This is a genomic window from Micromonospora sp. H33 (assembly GCF_052068455.1).
GTDB lineage: Bacteria > Actinomycetota > Actinomycetes > Mycobacteriales > Micromonosporaceae > Micromonospora.
Genome location: NZ_JBQHDE010000003.1, coordinates 439,381 through 456,244 on the forward strand (window position 1 = coordinate 439,381; position 16,864 = coordinate 456,244).

Annotated in this window: 14 protein-coding genes and 1 pseudogene; 9 read left to right on the forward strand and 6 right to left on the reverse strand. The window is 73.2% G+C overall.

Annotation, left to right across the window (positions count from 1 at the left end):
• Window positions 1-97 precede the first annotated feature (97 nt).
• Both ACTMS0_RS11285 and guaA read left to right on the forward strand, forming a co-directional pair.
• The gene (locus ACTMS0_RS11285) at window positions 98-1,795 is read left to right on the forward strand and encodes an FAD-dependent oxidoreductase (RefSeq protein WP_441155080.1); all 1,698 of its coding nucleotides are present in this window, start codon (window positions 98-100) and stop codon (window positions 1,793-1,795) included.
• Window positions 1,796-1,940: 145 nt separating this feature from the next.
• Window positions 1,941-3,494, forward strand: a complete 1,554-nt coding sequence (gene guaA, locus ACTMS0_RS11290) for a glutamine-hydrolyzing GMP synthase (RefSeq protein WP_441155081.1) — start codon at window positions 1,941-1,943, stop codon at window positions 3,492-3,494.
• Between the two features lie 7 nt (window positions 3,495-3,501).
• Here guaA and ACTMS0_RS11295 read toward each other — a convergent pair whose 3' ends face one another.
• Window positions 3,502-3,858, reverse strand: coding sequence for a PspC domain-containing protein (locus ACTMS0_RS11295; RefSeq protein WP_441155082.1), 357 nt, complete (start codon window positions 3,856-3,858; stop codon window positions 3,502-3,504).
• Between the two features lie 144 nt (window positions 3,859-4,002).
• Here ACTMS0_RS11295 and ACTMS0_RS11300 point away from each other — a divergent pair, with 144 nt between their 5' ends.
• The 3 genes from ACTMS0_RS11300 to ACTMS0_RS11310 all read left to right on the forward strand — a co-directional run bounded on the left by ACTMS0_RS11300 (window position 4,003) and on the right by ACTMS0_RS11310 (window position 7,322).
• Complete coding sequence (locus ACTMS0_RS11300; RefSeq protein ID WP_441155083.1) at window positions 4,003-4,950, forward strand: NUDIX hydrolase; 948 nt, start codon at window positions 4,003-4,005, stop codon at window positions 4,948-4,950.
• 111 nt (window positions 4,951-5,061) lie between these two features.
• On the forward strand, window positions 5,062-5,976 hold the full coding sequence (locus ACTMS0_RS11305) for an NUDIX domain-containing protein (RefSeq protein ID WP_441155084.1): 915 nt from the start codon (window positions 5,062-5,064) through the stop codon (window positions 5,974-5,976).
• A 443-nt stretch (window positions 5,977-6,419) separates the two neighbouring features.
• The gene (locus ACTMS0_RS11310) at window positions 6,420-7,322 is read left to right on the forward strand and encodes a CDP-alcohol phosphatidyltransferase family protein (protein ID WP_441155171.1); all 903 of its coding nucleotides are present in this window, start codon (window positions 6,420-6,422) and stop codon (window positions 7,320-7,322) included.
• Window positions 7,323-7,388: 66 nt separating this feature from the next.
• Here the strand turns inward: ACTMS0_RS11310 and ACTMS0_RS11315 are convergent, their stop codons facing one another.
• The 4 genes and pseudogenes from ACTMS0_RS11315 to ACTMS0_RS11330 form a co-directional block, all read right to left on the reverse strand.
• On the reverse strand, window positions 7,389-8,642 hold the full coding sequence (locus tag ACTMS0_RS11315) for a phosphatidylserine decarboxylase (protein WP_441155085.1): 1,254 nt from the start codon (window positions 8,640-8,642) through the stop codon (window positions 7,389-7,391).
• A 164-nt stretch (window positions 8,643-8,806) separates the two neighbouring features.
• On the reverse strand, window positions 8,807-9,061 hold the full coding sequence (locus ACTMS0_RS11320) for a hypothetical protein (protein ID WP_441155086.1): 255 nt from the start codon (window positions 9,059-9,061) through the stop codon (window positions 8,807-8,809).
• A gap of 20 nt (window positions 9,062-9,081) precedes the next feature.
• Window positions 9,082-9,334, reverse strand: a pseudogene (locus ACTMS0_RS11325) (hypothetical protein); the annotation flags it as partial.
• Window positions 9,331-10,998 (reverse strand): PspC domain-containing protein, encoded by a 1,668-nt coding sequence (locus tag ACTMS0_RS11330; RefSeq protein WP_441155087.1) that lies wholly within the window; start codon window positions 10,996-10,998, stop codon window positions 9,331-9,333. The pseudogene ACTMS0_RS11325 and the gene ACTMS0_RS11330, both read right to left, overlap by 4 nt.
• 172 nt (window positions 10,999-11,170) lie before the next feature.
• Here ACTMS0_RS11330 and ACTMS0_RS11335 point away from each other — a divergent pair, with 172 nt between their 5' ends.
• Window positions 11,171-12,436, forward strand: coding sequence for a PspC domain-containing protein (locus ACTMS0_RS11335; RefSeq protein ID WP_441155088.1), 1,266 nt, complete (start codon window positions 11,171-11,173; stop codon window positions 12,434-12,436).
• Window positions 12,436-13,122: a response regulator gene (locus ACTMS0_RS11340; protein ID WP_441155089.1), complete on the forward strand. Its 687-nt coding sequence runs from the start codon at window positions 12,436-12,438 to the stop codon at window positions 13,120-13,122. Before ACTMS0_RS11335 ends, ACTMS0_RS11340 begins: the two co-directional genes overlap by 1 nt.
• A 30-nt stretch (window positions 13,123-13,152) precedes the next feature.
• Here the strand turns inward: ACTMS0_RS11340 and ACTMS0_RS11345 are convergent, their stop codons facing one another.
• Entirely contained in the window at window positions 13,153-13,887 is a 735-nt protein-coding gene (locus ACTMS0_RS11345) for a PIG-L deacetylase family protein (protein WP_441155090.1), read from the reverse strand.
• Between the two features lie 223 nt (window positions 13,888-14,110).
• On the opposite strand from ACTMS0_RS11345, the gene ACTMS0_RS11350 reads away from it, so the two are divergent.
• Complete coding sequence (locus tag ACTMS0_RS11350; protein WP_441155091.1) at window positions 14,111-15,748, forward strand: peptide ABC transporter substrate-binding protein; 1,638 nt, start codon at window positions 14,111-14,113, stop codon at window positions 15,746-15,748.
• 100 nt (window positions 15,749-15,848) lie between these two features.
• Window positions 15,849-16,862, forward strand: coding sequence for an ABC transporter permease (locus ACTMS0_RS11355; protein WP_441155092.1), 1,014 nt, complete (start codon window positions 15,849-15,851; stop codon window positions 16,860-16,862).
• The last annotated feature ends 2 nt before the right edge of the window (window positions 16,863-16,864 follow it).

The following is a 16,864-nucleotide window of genomic DNA, read 5'->3' on the forward strand; positions in this document are numbered from 1 at the left end:
CGGGTTGCAGCCGGGGCTCGGCGGTCCGTCGAACGGGGTCCATGATCGCGGCAAACTGCCCCTGGCGCGACGGCTACCGGCCAGTAATGATGCGTCCATGCGGTACGACGTGGTCGTCATCGGGTCCGGGTTCGGCGGCAGCGTCACCGCGCTGCGGCTCGCCGAGAAGGGCTACCGGGTCGGTGTCCTGGAGGCCGGGCGCCGCTTCGCCGACGAGGAGTTCCCCCAGACCTCCTGGCGGGTGCGCCGGTTCCTCTGGGCGCCGTGGCTCGGGTGCTACGGCCTCCAGCGGATCACCCTGCTCCGGGCGGCCGACCGGAGGGCCGGCGGCGGCGTCATGGTGCTCTCCGGTGCCGGGGTGGGCGGTGGCTCGCTGGTCTACGCGAACACCCTGTACGAGCCGCTGGACGCCTTCTACGACGACCCGCAGTGGCGGGACATCACCGACTGGCGCGACGAACTGGCCCGCCACTACGACCAGGCGAAGCGGATGCTCGGCGTCACCACGTACCCGGTCACCACCGCAGCGGACCGGGCGATGCGGTCGGTGGCCGAGCGGATGGGGGTCGGGCACACCTTCCACGCCACGCCGGTCGGGGTGCACATCGGCCGGCCGGGGCAGCGGGTACCGGACCCGTACTTCGGCGGCGCCGGCCCGGAGCGGACCGGCTGCACGCACTGCGGCGCCTGCATGACCGGTTGCCGGCACGGGGCCAAGAACACGCTGGTCAAGAACTACCTGTGGCTCGCCGAGCGGCTCGGCGTCGACGTGCACCCGCTGACGACGGTGACCGCCGTGCGCCCGGTCGAGGGCGGCGGGTACGCGGTGCACACCGTGCGCACCGGAGCCTGGCTGCGCAAGCGCCGCCAGGTGATCCACGTCGACCAGGTGGTCTTCGCGGCCGGAGCGCTCGGCACCCAGCGGCTACTGCACGGGATGCGGGCCAGCGGGGCGCTGCCCCGGCTCTCGTCCCGCCTGGGCGAGCTGACCCGGACCAACTCGGAGGCGATCCTCGGGGCGTCGGTGTCCCGCCGCCAGGCCCGCGCGAGCGGGACGGACTTCACCGAGGGGGTGGCGATCACCAGCTCGTTCCACCCCGACCCGCAGACCCACATCGAGCCGGTCCGCTACGGGCGGGGCTCGAACGCGATGGGCCTGCTCCAGTCGCTGCTGGTCGACGGCGGCCCGCACCGGGTACGCCGCTGGCTGGGCTCCATCGCGCGGCAGCCGGGCGTGGCGGCCCGGATGCTGTCGGTCCGCGGCTGGTCGGAGCGTACGGTCATCGCCCTGGTCATGCAGTCGGTCGACAACTCCCTGACCACCCGGATGCGGCGCGGGCCGCTCGGCCGGCGGCTGGTGTCCGGCCCCGGCCACGGCGCGCCGAACCCGACCTGGATCCCCGCCGGCAACCAGGCGGTGCGGCTGCTCGCCGAGGAGATCGGCGGGGTGCCGGGTGGTGCGCTCACCGAGCCGTTCAACGTGCCGATGACCGCGCACATCCTGGGCGGCGCGGTGATCGGCGCCACGCCCGCCGACGGGGTGATCGACCCTTGGCACCGGGTCTACGGGCACCCCGGTCTGCACGTGGTGGACGGGGCGGCGGTCTCGGCCAACCTCGGCGTCAACCCGAGCCTCACCATCACCGCCCAGGCGGAACGCGCCATATCCTTCTGGCCCAACAGGGGCGACGAGGATCCCCGCCCGCCCCTCGGCTCCCCGTACACCCGCCTCGCCCCGGTCGCCCCGCGTACCCCGGCGGTTCCGGCGGACGCCCCCGGCGCCCTGCGCCCCTGACCCCTCCGCGATCTTGCGGTTTCTGCCCCGGCGAATGGCGCACAAGTCGCGAAACAGGGGCCACAAGTGCAAGATCGCGGAGATCGGAAGGCGCGCCGCCGGGTCGCGGCCGGTGCGGCGGTGACGGTCGGTAGGCTTTCTGCACATGAGCACGCCTCGCCCCGTCCTGGTGGTGGACTTCGGAGCCCAGTACGCCCAGCTCATCGCGCGCCGGGTGCGCGAGGCGAAGGTCTACTCGGAGATCGTCCCGCACACGATGCCGGTCGCCGAGATGTTGGCGAAGGACCCGGCGGCGATCGTCCTGTCCGGCGGCCCGGCCAGCGTCTACGCGCCCGACGCCCCCCGGATCGACGCGGGCATGTTCGACGCCGGGGTGCCCGTGTTCGGCATCTGCTACGGCTTCCAGGCGATGGCCCAGGCGCTCGGCGGCACGGTCGCGAAGACCGGCAACCGGGAGTACGGCGGCACCCCGCTGCACGCCCGCCCGGAGGCCGGCGTGCTGCTCCGGGACCTCCCCGACGACCTGCCGGTCTGGATGAGCCACGGCGACTGCGTCACCGAGGCCCCGGCCGGTTTCACGGTCACCGCCGAGTCGGCGGGCGCGCCGGTGGCCGCCTTCGAGGACCTGGCCGGCCGTCGCGCCGGTGTGCAGTTCCACCCGGAGGTGGGGCACACCGCGCACGGCCAGGAGATGCTGACCCGCTTCCTGTACGACATCGCCGGCATCGAGCCCACCTGGACGCCGGAGAACATCATCGACGAGCAGGTGGCCCGGATCCGTGAGCAGGTGGGCGACAAGGAGGTCATCTGCGGCCTGTCCGGCGGCGTCGACTCCGCGGTCGCCGCGGCGCTGGTGCACAAGGCCGTCGGTGACCAGCTCACCTGCGTCTTCGTCGACCACGGCCTGCTGCGGGCCGGCGAGGCGGAGCAGGTGGAGAAGGACTACGTCGCCGCCACCGGCATCAAGCTGAAGGTGGTCGACGCGCAGGAGCGCTTCCTCGGCGCCCTCGCCGGGGTCACCGACCCGGAGCAGAAGCGGAAGATCATCGGCCGGGAGTTCATCCGGGTCTTCGAGGCCGCCGCCCGGGAGATCGCCGCCCACGGCGACGTGGAGTTCCTGGTGCAGGGCACCCTCTACCCGGACGTGGTCGAGTCCGGCGGCGGCACCGGCACCGCCAACATCAAGAGCCACCACAACGTCGGCGGGCTCCCGGAGGACCTGAAGTTCGCCCTGGTCGAGCCGCTGCGCACGCTCTTCAAGGACGAGGTCCGCACGCTCGGCCTCCAGCTCGGCCTGCCCGAGGCGATGGTCTGGCGGCACCCGTTCCCGGGGCCGGGTCTGGCCATCCGGATCATCGGCGCGGTCGACGAGGAGCGGCTCGCCGTGCTCCGGAAGGCCGACCTGATCGCCCGGCAGGAGCTGTCCGCCGCCGGTCTGGACCGGGGCGTGTGGCAGTTCCCGGTCGTGCTCCTGGCGGACGTGCGCAGCGTCGGCGTCCAGGGAGACGGGCGCAGCTACGGGCATCCCGTGGTGCTGCGCCCGGTCTCCAGCGAGGACGCGATGACCGCCGACTGGTCGCGGCTGCCGTACGAGGTGATCGCCCGGATGTCCACCCGGATCACCAACGAGGTCGCCGAGGTCAACCGGGTGGTCCTCGACGTGACCAGCAAGCCGCCGGGCACCATCGAGTGGGAGTGAGCCGGGCTCACGCGGCCGGCGGCACGGGCGGCTGAGGCGCCGGCCGGGACTCCGGGGCGGGGACCGGCGCGGTGGTCGGCGCGGGCGCGGTCGTCGGGTTCGGCGTCGCGGGCGCGGCGGCCGTCGGGTGCGGCCAGGCGGGCGCGCCGGCCGGCTCCTCCGGCATCAGGAACCACATGATCGGGTACGCGAGCAGCGCGAGGCCGCCGGTGAGCAGACCGGTGACCGCGAAGATCACCCGGACCAGGGTGGGGTCGACGTCGAAGTAGCGGCCGACTCCACTGGCCACCCCGGCGACCATCCGGTCGGTGGCGGGGCGGCGGAGCTGCTTGTACGGGGCTTGGGGAGAACCGGTGGTCGTCATGTCTCCACGGTCCGCGCCGGGCGTCCAGCCGGCCTCGGTGACCGCCCGGATCCATACCCTGACCCGCCCCTGATGCGGGAGCCTAGAGTCAGGAATCTGACTCTTTTCGATGCCGGTAACTGATTGCGGGGAGAATTTGGCTCCGTGACCACCATGCTGGAGCCGCTCCGCAGGATCGCGGCGTACGCAATCTGTACTGACGCAGTCGGTCGGGTGTTGCTGGTCCGCGCATCGGAGCGCTCCGGCACCCCCGGCACGTGGTCGCTGCCCGGAGGCGCGGTCGACCACGGCGAGGATCCCCACCACACCGTCGTCCGGGAGACGGCGGCGGAGACCGGGCTCTCGGTCAGCGTCGCCGGCCTGAAGGACGTCCTGGCCGACATGCGGGCGCTGCCCGAGCGGGGCATCACCATCCACACCGACCGCCTCGTCTACCACGTGTCGGTCCGTGGCGGGACGCTCACCGACCGGGTCGACCGGCCCACCGACGTGGCCCGCTGGTTCACCCTGGACGAGGCCCGCGAGCTGCCGCTGCGTTCGTTCACCGCGCGCGCCCTGGGCCTGCCGACCTCCTCGGCGGACATCGTGCCCGACGAGCCGCCCGAGTTTCCCTCGTTCTACGCGGTGCCCGGCCCGGACGGCCTGCACCGGGCGCAGCGCTTCGCCGCGTACGCCGTGGTCACCGACCCGGACGGGCGGGTGCTGCTGACCCGCGTCTCCGACGGCTACCCGGGGGCCGGCTGCTGGCACCTGCCCGGCGGCGGCACCGACTACGGCGAGCAGCCGGGTGCGGCCCTGATCCGGGAGCTGGTGGAGGAGACCGGGCAGAGCGGGCGTCTGGTCGAGCTGCTCGGGGTGGCGAGCCACCGCGACGCCGCCTCGCTCGGCCCGGAGGGGTACCCGATCGACTGGCACGGCGTCCGCGCCTTCTACCGGGTCGTGGTCGACCAGCCCGCCCCGCCGATCGTCGCCGACGTCGGCGGCTCCACCTGCGAGGCCCGCTGGTTCGCCCGCGAGGAGCTCGGCGCCCTCCCGACCGACCGCCTCACGGAGGTGACGGCGGAAGCCGTCCAGGCCGCCCGCCTGACCTGATCTCCCGCCCGCGGGCCTCCCCCCGTCGATCATGAAGTTATTGTCGGGACACGCCGGTGTCCGCGGCGCTAACTTCATGATCGACGGTGTGCCGGCGGGGGGAGCGGGTTCGTGGAGCAGCGACGGCGGGTGGCGGCGTACGGGGTCCTCCGGGACCCGGACGGGCGGGTGCTGCTCGCCCGGGGGTCGGCCGCGTGTCCGTACCCGGGCGTCTGGCAGCTCCCGGGCGGCGGGTTGACGCACGCCGAGCACCCCGTCGACGCGGTCGTGCGTGAGTTCGCCGAGGAGACCGGGCTGGCCGTGGCGGTGGCCGGGATCCGGGCGGCTGTCGCGGACGTGGCCACCTTCGCCGACGCCGGGGTCGCCGTGCACACCGACCGGCTCGTGTTCGACGTGACGGCGCAGGGTGGCGCGCTCCGACCGGAGCCGGACGGGGGCAGCGACGAGCTGGGCTGGTTCACGACAACGGAGGCGGCGACCGTGCCGCTGATGCCCTTCACCGCCGAGCTGCTCGGGCTGGCCGTCGCACCTCTGCCGGCGGGGCTCCCGACCACCCTGCCGGCGGCTCAGGCCGCCCCGCTCCCGGCCGACCGCCGGCAGCGCTTCGGGGCGTACGGGCTGGTGACCGACCCGCGGGGGCGGGTGCTGCTGACGTTGATCGCCGACGGCTACCCGGGGGCCGGTCGCTGGCACCTGCCCGGCGGCGGCACCGACCACGGCGAGGCGCCGGAGCCGGCGCTGCTGCGCGAGCTGGTGGAGGAGTCCGGCCAGCTCGGGCGGGTCGTCGGGCTGATCGGCGTGGACAACCTGCACAACCCGGCCGCGCTGGGGCCGGAGGGATACCCGCTCGACTGGCACGGCGTCCGGGTGATCTACCGGGTGGCGGTCGACCAGCCGACCGAGCCGCGGGTCACCGAGCTGGCCGGCGGGTCGACCGAGCGGGCCGCGTGGTTCGACGTCGGGCAGCTCACCGGCCTCCCGCTCACCGACATCGCCGCTCGCGCGATGACGGAGCGTGTTGGCTGAACCGTCCGCCGCGCGGAGCCGTACCTGGGGACGGTCGCCCGGGCCCGGGTGATCGGCACAGCGAAAGATGGGCGTAGATCGGGCATCTGGGATGGCGGGAACGCTCGCTGCGACGGCTTGGCCCAGGTCCGGTACCCTCGAGTGAGGGAGTTGGCGGTGAAACGGGCGATGCGGCCCGGGATGGGAACAACAGAGCGGTTCGCGCGGTTTAAGGGAGATATAAGTACCGCCGGCAGCTATCGCCAATCCCCGTTCCCCTATGCGATGGTGTACTCCGCAAAACGGCTGCCGGGCCAGGAAGGTCCGGCACGAGACAGCCGGACACGCCGCCGCCGAGGCGGTGAGCCGATCCGGTGATGGAGGAAAACGTGCCGAGAGCCCCATGGCGCCGGCGTCGTACGACTGACAGTCCGCGCCCCGCAGGGCGTCGTTGGGCGGGCCGGCTGCGCCGCAGCAGCACCTTCGCCCGCCAGGTGCTGCTGGTCCGGGTGGGCCGCCGTGACGGCGACCTCCGCGCCCGCACCGACGTGGCGCTGGCCGAGCGCCGGTACGCGGACCCCCGGTACGACCGGTACGACACCGAGATCGAAGCGGTCGTGCCGGTCAGCCCCGCCCTCGCCCCCACGTCGCCGGTCGACGACCCGGCGGCGATGTCGATCCCGCTGCTCCCCGGCGAGCGGACCGCCGCCCGCCGGATGAAGTTCGCGGTGGTCAACGCCTGCACCCTGGCCAGCCTCATGCTGGGCATGCTGGCGATCTTCCTCGCCATGCAGGGTGAGGTCCGGGTGGCGGCCCTCTGCCTGATCGCCTGCGTCGTCTTCGACGGCCTCGACGGTGCCCTGGCCCGCAAGCTCGGCGTGGCCAGCCCGTTCGGCGCCCAGATGGACTCGCTGGCCGACATGTGCTCGTTCGGGCTCGCCGCCCCGGTGGTGGTCTACGCCTCGCTGGCCGGCTCCGTCCCGCCGGCCGCCGCCGCGGTGGCGTGCGCCCTCGTCGCGGCCTGCGCCGCGATCCGGCTCGCCCGGTTCAACGTCTCGCCGAAGGACGGCCGCTTCTTCTGCGGTGTGCCGACCACCATGGCCGCCGCCGTGCTCGCCCTGACGGTCGCGATCGGGCTGCCGGTGTCGGGGCTGGTGCTGGTCAGTGGCGTGGCGCTGCTCGCCTTCGCCATGGTCTCCAGCTTCCCGTACGCGAAGCTCGCCCGCCTGGTGAAGCTGCCGCCGTGGCTGTGGCTGGCCCCGGTCCTCGGCGCGCTGATCGACATCCGGCTCACGTTCGCCCTGATCGTCGCGGGCTACCTGCTCAGCGGCCCGGTGCTCTGGCTGCGCCAGCGTCGCACCGTCTGACCGACAAGCAGCAGAAAAGGGGCGCCGCGGGTATCCGCGGCGCCCCTTTCAGCTTGTGTCGAGGAATCAGCGCCAGCGGGCGATGACGCTCGACCCGCCGACCACCTTGTCACCCGGCCCGACCAGCGGCTCCGCCGCCTCGGCGGGCAGGTAGACGTCGGTGCGCGAGCCGAACCGGATCAGCCCGAAGCGCTCGCCCTTGGCCAGCAGCGCGCCGATCGGCGCCCGCTGCACGATCCGCCGGGCGATCAGCCCGGTGCGCTGCGCCACCACCACCGTGCCGTGCGCGGTGTCCAGCACCGTGTACGCGGCGACGTTGTGCTCGGCCTCCGGCTTCATCGCGTTGACGAAGCCGCCGTCGGCCACGAAGTAGTCGGCCACCTTCCCGGCCACCGGGGAGCGGTTGACGTGCACGTCGAGCACCGACAGGAAGACCGCGATCCGCAGCCACTCGCCGTCGCCGAAGCGCTCGTCGTGCAGCCGCTGCACGGAGAGCACCTGACCGTCGGCGGCGGCGACCACGGCCGACGGGTCCTCCGGCACGTCCCGCTCCGGGTCGCGGAAGAAGGCGGCCACCGGTGCCGCGGCCAGGGCGGGCAGCAGCCACAGCTTCGACTTCGGCCGGGTCAGCCGGGCCAGCCCCGCCAGGCCGAGCGCGATGCCCGCGGCGGCCACCCCGTTGGAGTCGATGTGCATGGTGCGGGTCAGCGGCACGCTCGACGGCCGGTACGCCGGAGCCAGCCGCGCGGCCGCGGCGGCGTCGACCGGGGTGAAGCGGAGTCGGTGCACCCGCAGCGGCGGGTTGTTGCGCAGCACCAGGTCACTGCCGACGCCGTACAGGGCGCCCTGACGGTCCAGCTCGTCGCCGGCACCGGCGCTGCGTCCCGGGGCGACCGGCGCGGCGACGCTGAGCACCGCCCCGTCGGCGAGGTACTTGCCCAGCCCCTCGATGGCGGCGCGGGTCTCCTCGGCGGTGCCGGTGAACGGCTCGCCGGCGATGGCGACCGCCGCGACCTCGGCCTCGGCCAGGGTGTCGACGACGCGGACCCGCTCGGCGACCCAGCGGCCCTGCGTGGAGACGTGCTCGCGCAGCAGCGTGGCGCTCGCCGAGGCGGCCGGCACCACGGTGAGCGTGTCGCCGGGCAGCAGCGCCTCGATCGCCGCGGCCAGCACCGGCGACTCCGGGCTGGCACCGACCAGGAGTGCGGCCTTCGGGTCGTTGATCCGGGCGAACTCGGCGACGAGGGTCCGGGCGGCACGCTCGCCGATGCGGACCGGACCGGACCGGCCGGAGGGGCGCACGGCGGGGGACTGGGTCATGTCGGGCGGGCTCCTGACGGGTCGGGACGACGGTTGAGGCGGAAGCCGGACACGGCCGGCGCCGGCTCGGCCGTGGGCGGGCCGGCACGGGCGTGAGGCGGCCGGCCGGAAGGTCTCCACCGGCCAGCATATGCGCCGCGCGTACGGGCGGCGCACCGCTGTGGTCAGCGGCGGTCGTCACCGGCCGGCGGGGTCGGCGGCCAGTCCCCGGGAACGTCCGCCGACCGGTCCTCGACGGCCTCGGTGGGGCGGTCGGTGACTGCCTCGGTCGGCCACTCGTCGGCCTCCTCCCGGCCGGTGCCCCCGGTCGTCGGGGCCCCTGACAGGGGCGCGGAGACGTCCCGGTCGCGGTGCTCCGGCACCGGCCACCCGTCGGTGTCGTCGGTCCGACCGGTCTCCCAGGCCGCCACCTCCGGCACCGGGTGGCTGGTCGTCGGGGCGAGGGTCCCGTCCGGTGCGCCCGTCCCGTCGGCGGCGGCCGTCCGGTCCGCCGCGGCGGGGCGGGTGGAGCGGGCCGCGCGCAGCGCGCCCGCCAGCCCGAGTACGCCGATCAGCAGCAGCGCGCCGGCCAGGAACCAGCCGACCGGCGGCAGGACGAACCCGAGCAGCCGGGCGACCAGCCACCAGGCGGCGAGGCCGACGAAGAGCAGCCCGAACGCCAGGGACACGAGGTCGGTACGGTGCGCCCTCACCGGGTCACCTCCAGCTTGCCGGCGTTGACGTGGATGTACAGGTGCAGCTTCCCGCCGCCGGGGCCGTTCGCGCCCAGGTCGGTGGTCTCGCGCAGGGGTCCGTCGACACCGCCGGCGCGCTCGTCGAGCGTCCCCGACCGGCGGCCGAAGATGACCGCGTCACCGGCGTTGACGTCGGCCATGACGGTCACGTCGACGTCCGGTGGCACGACCACGGTGGCCTCGCCGAAGTTGATCGAGACGGTGATCTCGGTGTCCTTCCCGTTGAAGTCCACCGCGCGCAGGTCGAGCACCGAGTCGCCGAAGCTGTTCTCGTAGCGGGTCGCGAGCTCGGCGTGGCTGGCCGGGGCCCAGGTCACCGCGCCGTCCACGCCCCGGATGTGGTCGTAGGACTCGGCGACGGTCGCCACCGTCAGCGCGGCGGCGGTCACCAGACCGAGCGCGATCAGCCACCGGGCCCGGCCGAACCAGGTGCCGACGAGCAGGCCGAGACCGATGGTGGCCAGGGCCGCCGCGAAGTACGCCGACGCGCCGACCGCGAAGACGTCCAGCAGGTCGAGGACGGTCACCACGCCGAGGGCGAGGAAGATCAGCGAGAAGGTCACCGCACCCAGCGCGGACCGCTCCCGCGGCCGCTTCGGCGGTCGGGTCGCCGGTGCCGGCGGTGCCGCCGGCCGGGCCGACCCGGCGTACGGGCCGTGTGGGGCGAACGGCGGCCGGTAGCCGCCCGGGGGCAGGGGCGTGGTCGGCGGCCCGGACAGTGTCGAGGGCGACGGCCAGACGGGCCCAGCCGGGGCGCCGGCGACGGGAGCGCCCCACGCGGAGGGCGCCGGGCCGGGTGACGTCCCGCCCCACGCCGGCGGCGCCGGCGGCAACGCGAACCCGCCGGGCGCCGCCGTCGGCAGCTCGGCCGTGGGCTCGGCGGTCCCGGGCGCGGTCACCGGCAGCGGCATGGTCGGCCCGGCCGGCTCCGCCGTGGTGGCGGGCGGAACCGTGCCCGCGGCCAGGGTCGCGTCGCCCGGCGCGGGTGCCGGGTACCCGACCGGGGCCGGGTAGGCCACCGGCGGCACCGGGCCGGGCGGCGCGGCGACGGCACCGGGCGGCGCGGCGCCGACCGGCGGGCCACCGGGGCGCTCGCGGTTGAGCAGCAGCGCCCCGCAGACCAGGATGGCCGCGCCGAGCAGCACGGCCCGGAACGCGTCGGTGACGATGAAGGCGAAGCTGACCGCCACCAGAATGCTGAGGACGATCACGGTGACCGGGGACATGCTGGACCGTCCCCGGCCCAGCATCGACTCGACCGGCGAGGCGCTGTCGCCCTCACCTGGGATGATCAGCCAGGCGGAGACGTACACCAGGATGCCGATGCCACCGAAGAAGCCGAGCACCGCCAACAGCACCCGCCAGAGCACCGGGTCGGTGTTGGTCGCCCGGCCGATCGCCGCGCACACGCCGGCCAGGTAGCGGCCGTCGTGCGGGCGGACCAGCCCGTACCGCGAGGTGAAGCTGGTGCCCCCGCCCGGCGGTGGCGGGGCGGCGGTCGCCGTGGTGGGCGGCGCGCCGATCGGGTCCCCCGGCGGGGGCGGCGGCCCGCCGGCCGGCGCGGACGCCACGGGCGGCGGCGTCGCCCCGGGCGTCGGGGACTGGGCGGCTTCCTCGGTCATGTCCTCGATCCTGCTCCCCGCTTCGCGTCGGCGACCTCAGGAGGAGACCCTGACGCCACCCTGAGATCCGGGACGCCCGGATGTCGGGGGCGTCCCCGTGGTCGGACGGCGGCGTGCCGTGTGACGATCGAACCGGCGCCGGCAGCGGACGGTCGCCCACACCGTACCCGTCGTGACCAGGGAGCCCCCGATCAGCGCCGTGACCCAGCCCCCTCGCCTCTACCGCGCCCCCGAGCACCGGATGGCCGCCGGGGTGGCCGCGGGCATCGCCGAGCACCTCGGCATCTCGGTGCTCCGCGTCCGGGTCGCCTTCATGGTGCTGCTCGGGCTGAGCGGTCTCGGTCTGCTGCTCTACGCCGCCTTCTGGGCGGTCGTGCCGCTACGGCCGGGTGACACCGCCGTACCGCCGCGCCGCGACGTCGCGCAGCTGCTGCCGTTCGTGGCGATCGGGCTGGTGGTGCTGCTGCTCCAGATGGTGCTCTTCGACTCGGTGGGCGCGGCCGGGACCGCCGGCTGGCTGGTCGCGATCATCGCGGTCGGCGCCGGCGTGATCTGGCACCAGTCCGCCCCGGAGCGGCGGCGGCAGTGGGGCGAGACGATGCCGGTGCCCTGGCTGAGCGCGGTGGTCGAGGAGAGCGACCGGCGGGCGTTCGTGCTGCGGTTCATCGGCGGCGGTGTGCTGGTCGCGGTGGGCATCATCGGCGTCGCCGCCGTCTACTCCCCGGCGCAGAACTTCGACGCGGTGCTCAACGGCGTGATCTTCGCGCTGGTCGGGCTCGCCGGCGTCGGGGTGGTCGCCGCGCCGGTGCTCTGGCGGACGTGGAACCAGCTCCGCTCGGAGCGCGAGGGGCGCATCCGCGAGCAGGAGCGGGCCGAGCTGGCCGCGATGGTGCACGACCAGGTGCTGCACACCCTCGCCCTGATCCAGCGCAACGCCGGTGACGTGAAGACCGTGCAGCGGCTCGCCCGGGGTCAGGAGCGCTCGCTGCGCAACTGGCTCTACAAGCCGGCCGCCTCCCCGACCGAGCGTTTCGCGGCGGCCCTGGAGCAGGCGGCGGCCGAGGTGGAGGACACCTTCGCGATCACCGTGGAGACGGTGGTGGTCGGTGACCGGGAGACCGACGAACGGGTGGGCGCGCTGGTGGCGGCCGCGCGGGAGGCCCTGGTCAACGCCGCCCGGCACGCCGGCGTGCAGACCGTCTCGCTGTACGCCGAGGTCGAGCCCGAGCAGGTCAGTGTCTTCGTCCGGGACCGGGGGAAGGGCTTCGATCCGGATACCGTGGAGGACCACCGGCACGGAGTCCGGGGCTCGATCATCGGGCGGATGAAGCGGCACGGCGGCCGGGCGGAGATCCGGTCCGGGCCGGGGGAGGGGACCGAGGTCCGGTTGATCCTGTCGATCTCCCGGGACTCGTCCACGGCGGAAAGGGACAGGTGATGGTGGACCAGACGACGGGCCCGGTCGAGGAGACGGGGGCCGCCCCGGAGCAGCTGCGGGTCTTCCTCGTCGACGACCACGCGATGTTCCGGGCCGGGGTACGCGCCGAGCTCGGCGCGCACGTCGAGGTGGTGGGCGAGGCGAGCACGGTGGCCGAGGCGGTCAGCCGGATCGCCGTCACGGAGCCCGACGTGGTGCTCCTGGACGTGCACATGCCCGACGGCGGCGGCCGGGCGGTGCTCGAGGCCATGCGGCGTACGCACCCGCAGGTGCGGTTCCTGGCGCTGAGCGTCTCGGACGCCGCCGAGGACGTGATCGGGCTGATCCGCGCCGGCGCCCGCGGCTACGTCACCAAGACCATCTCGCCGGACGAGCTGGCCGCGGCGATCCGCCGGGTCGCCGATGGCGACGCCGTGTTCAGCCCCCGGCTGGCCGGGTTCGTGCTGGACGCCTTCGCCGCCCGGCCGGACGCGCCCGTGTCCGACCCCGAGCTGGACCAGCTCACCAACCGGGAGCGCGAGGTGCTGCGCCTGCTCGCCCGGGGGTACGCGTACAAGGAGATCGCCAAGGAGCTGTACATCTCGATCAAGACGGTCGAGACGCACGTGTCGAACGTGCTGCGCAAGCTCCAGATGTCGAACCGCTACGAGCTGTCCCGCTGGGCGGCCGACCGCCGCCTCGTCTGATCGTGTCCGCTGCGCCGGCCCGGCCGCCGCTCACTCCGTCCGGAGGACGGTGAACGCCTCGGCCAGGCGGCCGGGCGGCAGGCCGGCGTCGGCCGCGATGGCGGCGAGCTGGTCGCGTACCCACGTGTCCACGTCGAGGTGGGCCGTCTGCGACCGGTGGGCACGCATCGCGGCCACCTTGCGCTCGTAACAGTCCGTCACGTCGACGGCATGATCGGGTGCCGGTCCGCCCGCGTACCAGACCTCCCGCACGACCCACGGCTCCAGGCCGGCGGCGAGCAGGTCGGGGTACGCGAACGGGTTGCGGGCGTCCGGGTAGATCGCGCAGGTGACCGCCTCGCCGACCGCCTGGTGGTCGGGGTGGCCGGGCCCGGCGATGTGCTCCCACCGGCGCAGCGGAGAGCTGGTCAGCACCCGGTCCGGGCGGAACCGGCGGATGGCCGCGGTGAGGTCCCGGCGCAGTTGCGGCGTCGGCGCGAGCGTGCCGTCGGCGTACCCGGTCAGCACGTCGACCTGGCGGACGCCGAGGGCGGCGGCCGCCACGCGCTGCTCCTCCGCCCGCTGCCGGACCAGCTCCGGCCGGGGCGTGTCGTCGTAGCCCCCGGCGTCACCCTGAGTGACCACGAGGTACGCTACGTCGATGCCGCTGTCCGTCCAGGTGGCCACCGTGCCCGCAGAGCCGAAGTCGACATCGTCCGGATGGGCGAAGATGGCGAGGACCCGGCGCACGTCGGCCAGGGGCGTGGCGGAGGGCGGAAAGGTCATCGTGGATCGAGCGTATCCGTCGCAAATGGGCCGGGCGGCGGCGTTCCCGCAGCTCCTACCATGCGCGGCTGGGCGCGGCGACGTCGCCTCCGGGTCGATGTCGGCGCCGTCCCGGCCGGGTATCGGGTTGATAACACGCCTTCCCGCCAGGACGCATCGAGTGTCACAGTGGCAGGCACCTCACAACCCCCTCGTGAGCCGAGCGCCCTGAGGAGGCACTCCCATGCGCGGGAAATTCCTGAAGGTGGCGGTCGCGGCGACCGCCACCGCCTTGTTGGCCACCGCTTGCAGCGGTGGCGGCAACGACTCGGACGACGCCGCTGGCAAAGCCGGCGGCGAGCTCCGCGTGTACGCGGCGGAGCCGGCGTTCCTGCTGCCGTCCGCCGGTGACGACGAGCCGTCGATCTACGTGATCCGCCAGCTCTACCGTGGTCTGGTCAAGTACAACGCCGAGACCGCCGCTCCGGAGAACGACCTGGCCGAGTCGATTACCTCGGACGACCAGAAGCTCTGGACGATCAAGATCAAGAGCGGCTACACCTTCGACAACGGTGAGCCGGTCAACGCCGACGCCTTCATCCGGTCGTGGAACTACGCGGCGTACGGGCCGAACGCCCAGAACAACGCGTACTTCATGAAGCGGATCGCCGGCATCAAGGACGTCTCGTCCGAGGACCCGGACGGCGAGGGCCCGAAGAAGGCCCCGGAGCCGAAGTCCAAGGAGCTGTCCGGCCTGAAGAAGGTCGACGACCAGACCTTCACCGTCGAGCTGTCGGAGCCCTTCTCCGGCTTCCCGACCACGATCGGCTACTCGGGCTTCTTCCCGATGGCCAAGGCGTGCGTCGAGGCCGCGGACAAGTGCAACGAGACCCCGATCGGCAACGGCCCCTACAAGATCGAGGGCAGCTGGCAGCACAACGTTGCCATCAACCTGGTCCGCAGCGACACCTGGAAGGGTGACGCGGGCAAGCCCGACAAGATCACCTACCGGATCTTCGCGGACGTCGACGCCGGCTACGCCGCCTTCCAGGCCGGCGAGCTGGACGTGATGTACACCCTGCCGCCGGCCCGCTACAAGGAGGCCAAGGCCACCTACGGCGACCGCCTGTACGAGCAGCCGGGTGACAACTTCACCTACGTCGGCATGCCGATCTACCAGCCGGAGTTCAAGGACAAGCGGGTCCGCCAGGCGCTCTCGCTGGCGATCGACCGGCAGTCCATCATCGACGCCGTCTTCGACGGCCGGTTCACCCCGGCCACCGGCTACATCGCGCCGTCCTTCCAGGGCGCCCGCGAGAACGTCTGCACGTACTGCAAGAAGGACGTCGAGAAGGCCAAGCAGCTCCTGGCCGAGGCCGGCGGCTGGCCGGCCGGCAAGAAGCTGACCCTGTGGGCCAACGCCGGTGCCGGCCACGAGAAGTGGCTGCAGGCCGTCGGCGACCAGATCAAGGCCGCGCTGGGCATCGACTACGAGCTGAAGGTCAACCTGCAGTTCGCCGAGTACCTGGAGACCGCGGACAGCAAGAAGTTCACCGGTCCGTTCCGCCTCGGCTGGGGCCCGGACTACCCGTACCTCGAGACCTACCTGGGTCCGCTGTACAGCACGGGCGCCGACAGCAACAACTCCACCTTCGCCAACCCGGAGTTCGACTCGCTGCTGCAGCAGGGTGGTTCGGCCAAGTCCATCGACGAGGCGATCCCCTTCTACCAGAAGGCGGAGGACATCCTGGTCGAGGAGCTGCCGGTCATCCCGATGTGGTGGGGCAAGGTCGGCGCGGTCTACGGTGAGAACGTGGACAAGTTCGTCTGGAACGCTGTCTCGGACGCCGACTACGGTGCGACCTCGCTGAAGCAGAACTGAGCTTCAGTTCCCTGATCCAGCCGTAACACGACGTGGCGGCAACGGTCACCCCACCAGGGCGATCGTTGCCGCCACGTCAGCGCCGAGAGGAGACCCCGACATGGGGCGCTACGTCATACGACGGTTGCTCCAGTTCATCCCCACCGTGCTGTTCACGATGTTCCTGCTCCACTACATCACCTCGCTGGCGATCCAGTTCAGCGGGAACCCGGTCCGCGCTCTCTTCGGTGACCGGACCCCGCCGCCGGCCCTGCTCCAGGCGGTCACCGACCGCCTCGGCTACGGCGACCCCTGCCTCGACCAGAAGGGGAACCCCTGCTTCGGGCTGTTCCTGGACCGGTTGCAGAAGATCTTCAGCTTGAATCCGGACTTCGGTGTCAACCTGCGCCTGCGGCCGGTCACCGAGCTGGTGGCCGACGCCCTTCCGCACACGCTGAAGCTGCTGGTGATCGCGATCGTCTTCGAGGCGGTCGTGGGTATCGCCGCCGGTGTGTGGGCGGGGCTCCGGGGCGGCAGCTTCGCCGACAACCTGGTCAAGATCAGCACGGTCTTCGTGATCTCCGTGCCGATCTTCGTGCTCGGCGTCGTGGTGCGGGAGTTCGTCGGGGTCAAGTTCGGCAACATCCTGCGCGACCAGGCGTGGATCCCCGAGGTCCTCGCCAACGGTGTCTTCAGCCCGGGCTTCAAGCCCGACTACCCCTTTGCCAGCCTGGTCATCCCCGGCATGGTGCTGGGCGCGGTCTCGCTGGCCACGACGGCGCGGCTCACCCGGACCAGCATCATGGAGAACATCCGGGCCGACTACGTCCGCACCGCGCGGGCCAAGGGGCTCGCCAACAAGCGCGTCATCGGCGTGCACACGCTGCGCAACTCGCTGATCCCGGTGATCACGTTCCTCGGTGTCGACATCGGATCGGCCATGGCCGGCGCGGTGGTCACCGAGACCATCTTCAACGTGCCCGGCATCGGCCGGCTGGTGACGCTCTCGGCCCGCACCGGTGAGTCGTCCGTGGTCATCGGCGTGGTGACCATGCTGGTGCTGGTCGTCCTGATCGCCAACCTGCTGGTCGACCTCCTGTACGCCGTGCTCGACCCGAGGATTCGCCATGACTGACG

Bases quoted from the DNA above. Each gene is read 5' to 3' on its own strand.
- ACTMS0_RS11285 (WP_441155080.1), top strand. From the start codon at position 98: ATGCGGTACGACGTGGTCGTCATCGGGTCCGGGTTCGGCGGCAGCGTC.
- guaA (WP_441155081.1), top strand. From the start codon at position 1,941: ATGAGCACGCCTCGCCCCGTCCTGGTGGTGGACTTCGGAGCCCAGTAC.
- ACTMS0_RS11295 (WP_441155082.1), bottom strand. From the start codon at position 3,858: ATGACGACCACCGGTTCTCCCCAAGCCCCGTACAAGCAGCTCCGCCGC.
- ACTMS0_RS11315 (WP_441155085.1), bottom strand. From the start codon at position 8,642: ATGACCCAGTCCCCCGCCGTGCGCCCCTCCGGCCGGTCCGGTCCGGTC.
- ACTMS0_RS11330 (WP_441155087.1), bottom strand. From the start codon at position 10,998: ATGACCGAGGAAGCCGCCCAGTCCCCGACGCCCGGGGCGACGCCGCCG.
- ACTMS0_RS11340 (WP_441155089.1), top strand. From the start codon at position 12,436: ATGGTGGACCAGACGACGGGCCCGGTCGAGGAGACGGGGGCCGCCCCG.
- ACTMS0_RS11345 (WP_441155090.1), bottom strand. From the start codon at position 13,887: ATGACCTTTCCGCCCTCCGCCACGCCCCTGGCCGACGTGCGCCGGGTC.
- ACTMS0_RS11350 (WP_441155091.1), top strand. From the start codon at position 14,111: ATGCGCGGGAAATTCCTGAAGGTGGCGGTCGCGGCGACCGCCACCGCC.
- ACTMS0_RS11355 (WP_441155092.1), top strand. From the start codon at position 15,849: ATGGGGCGCTACGTCATACGACGGTTGCTCCAGTTCATCCCCACCGTG.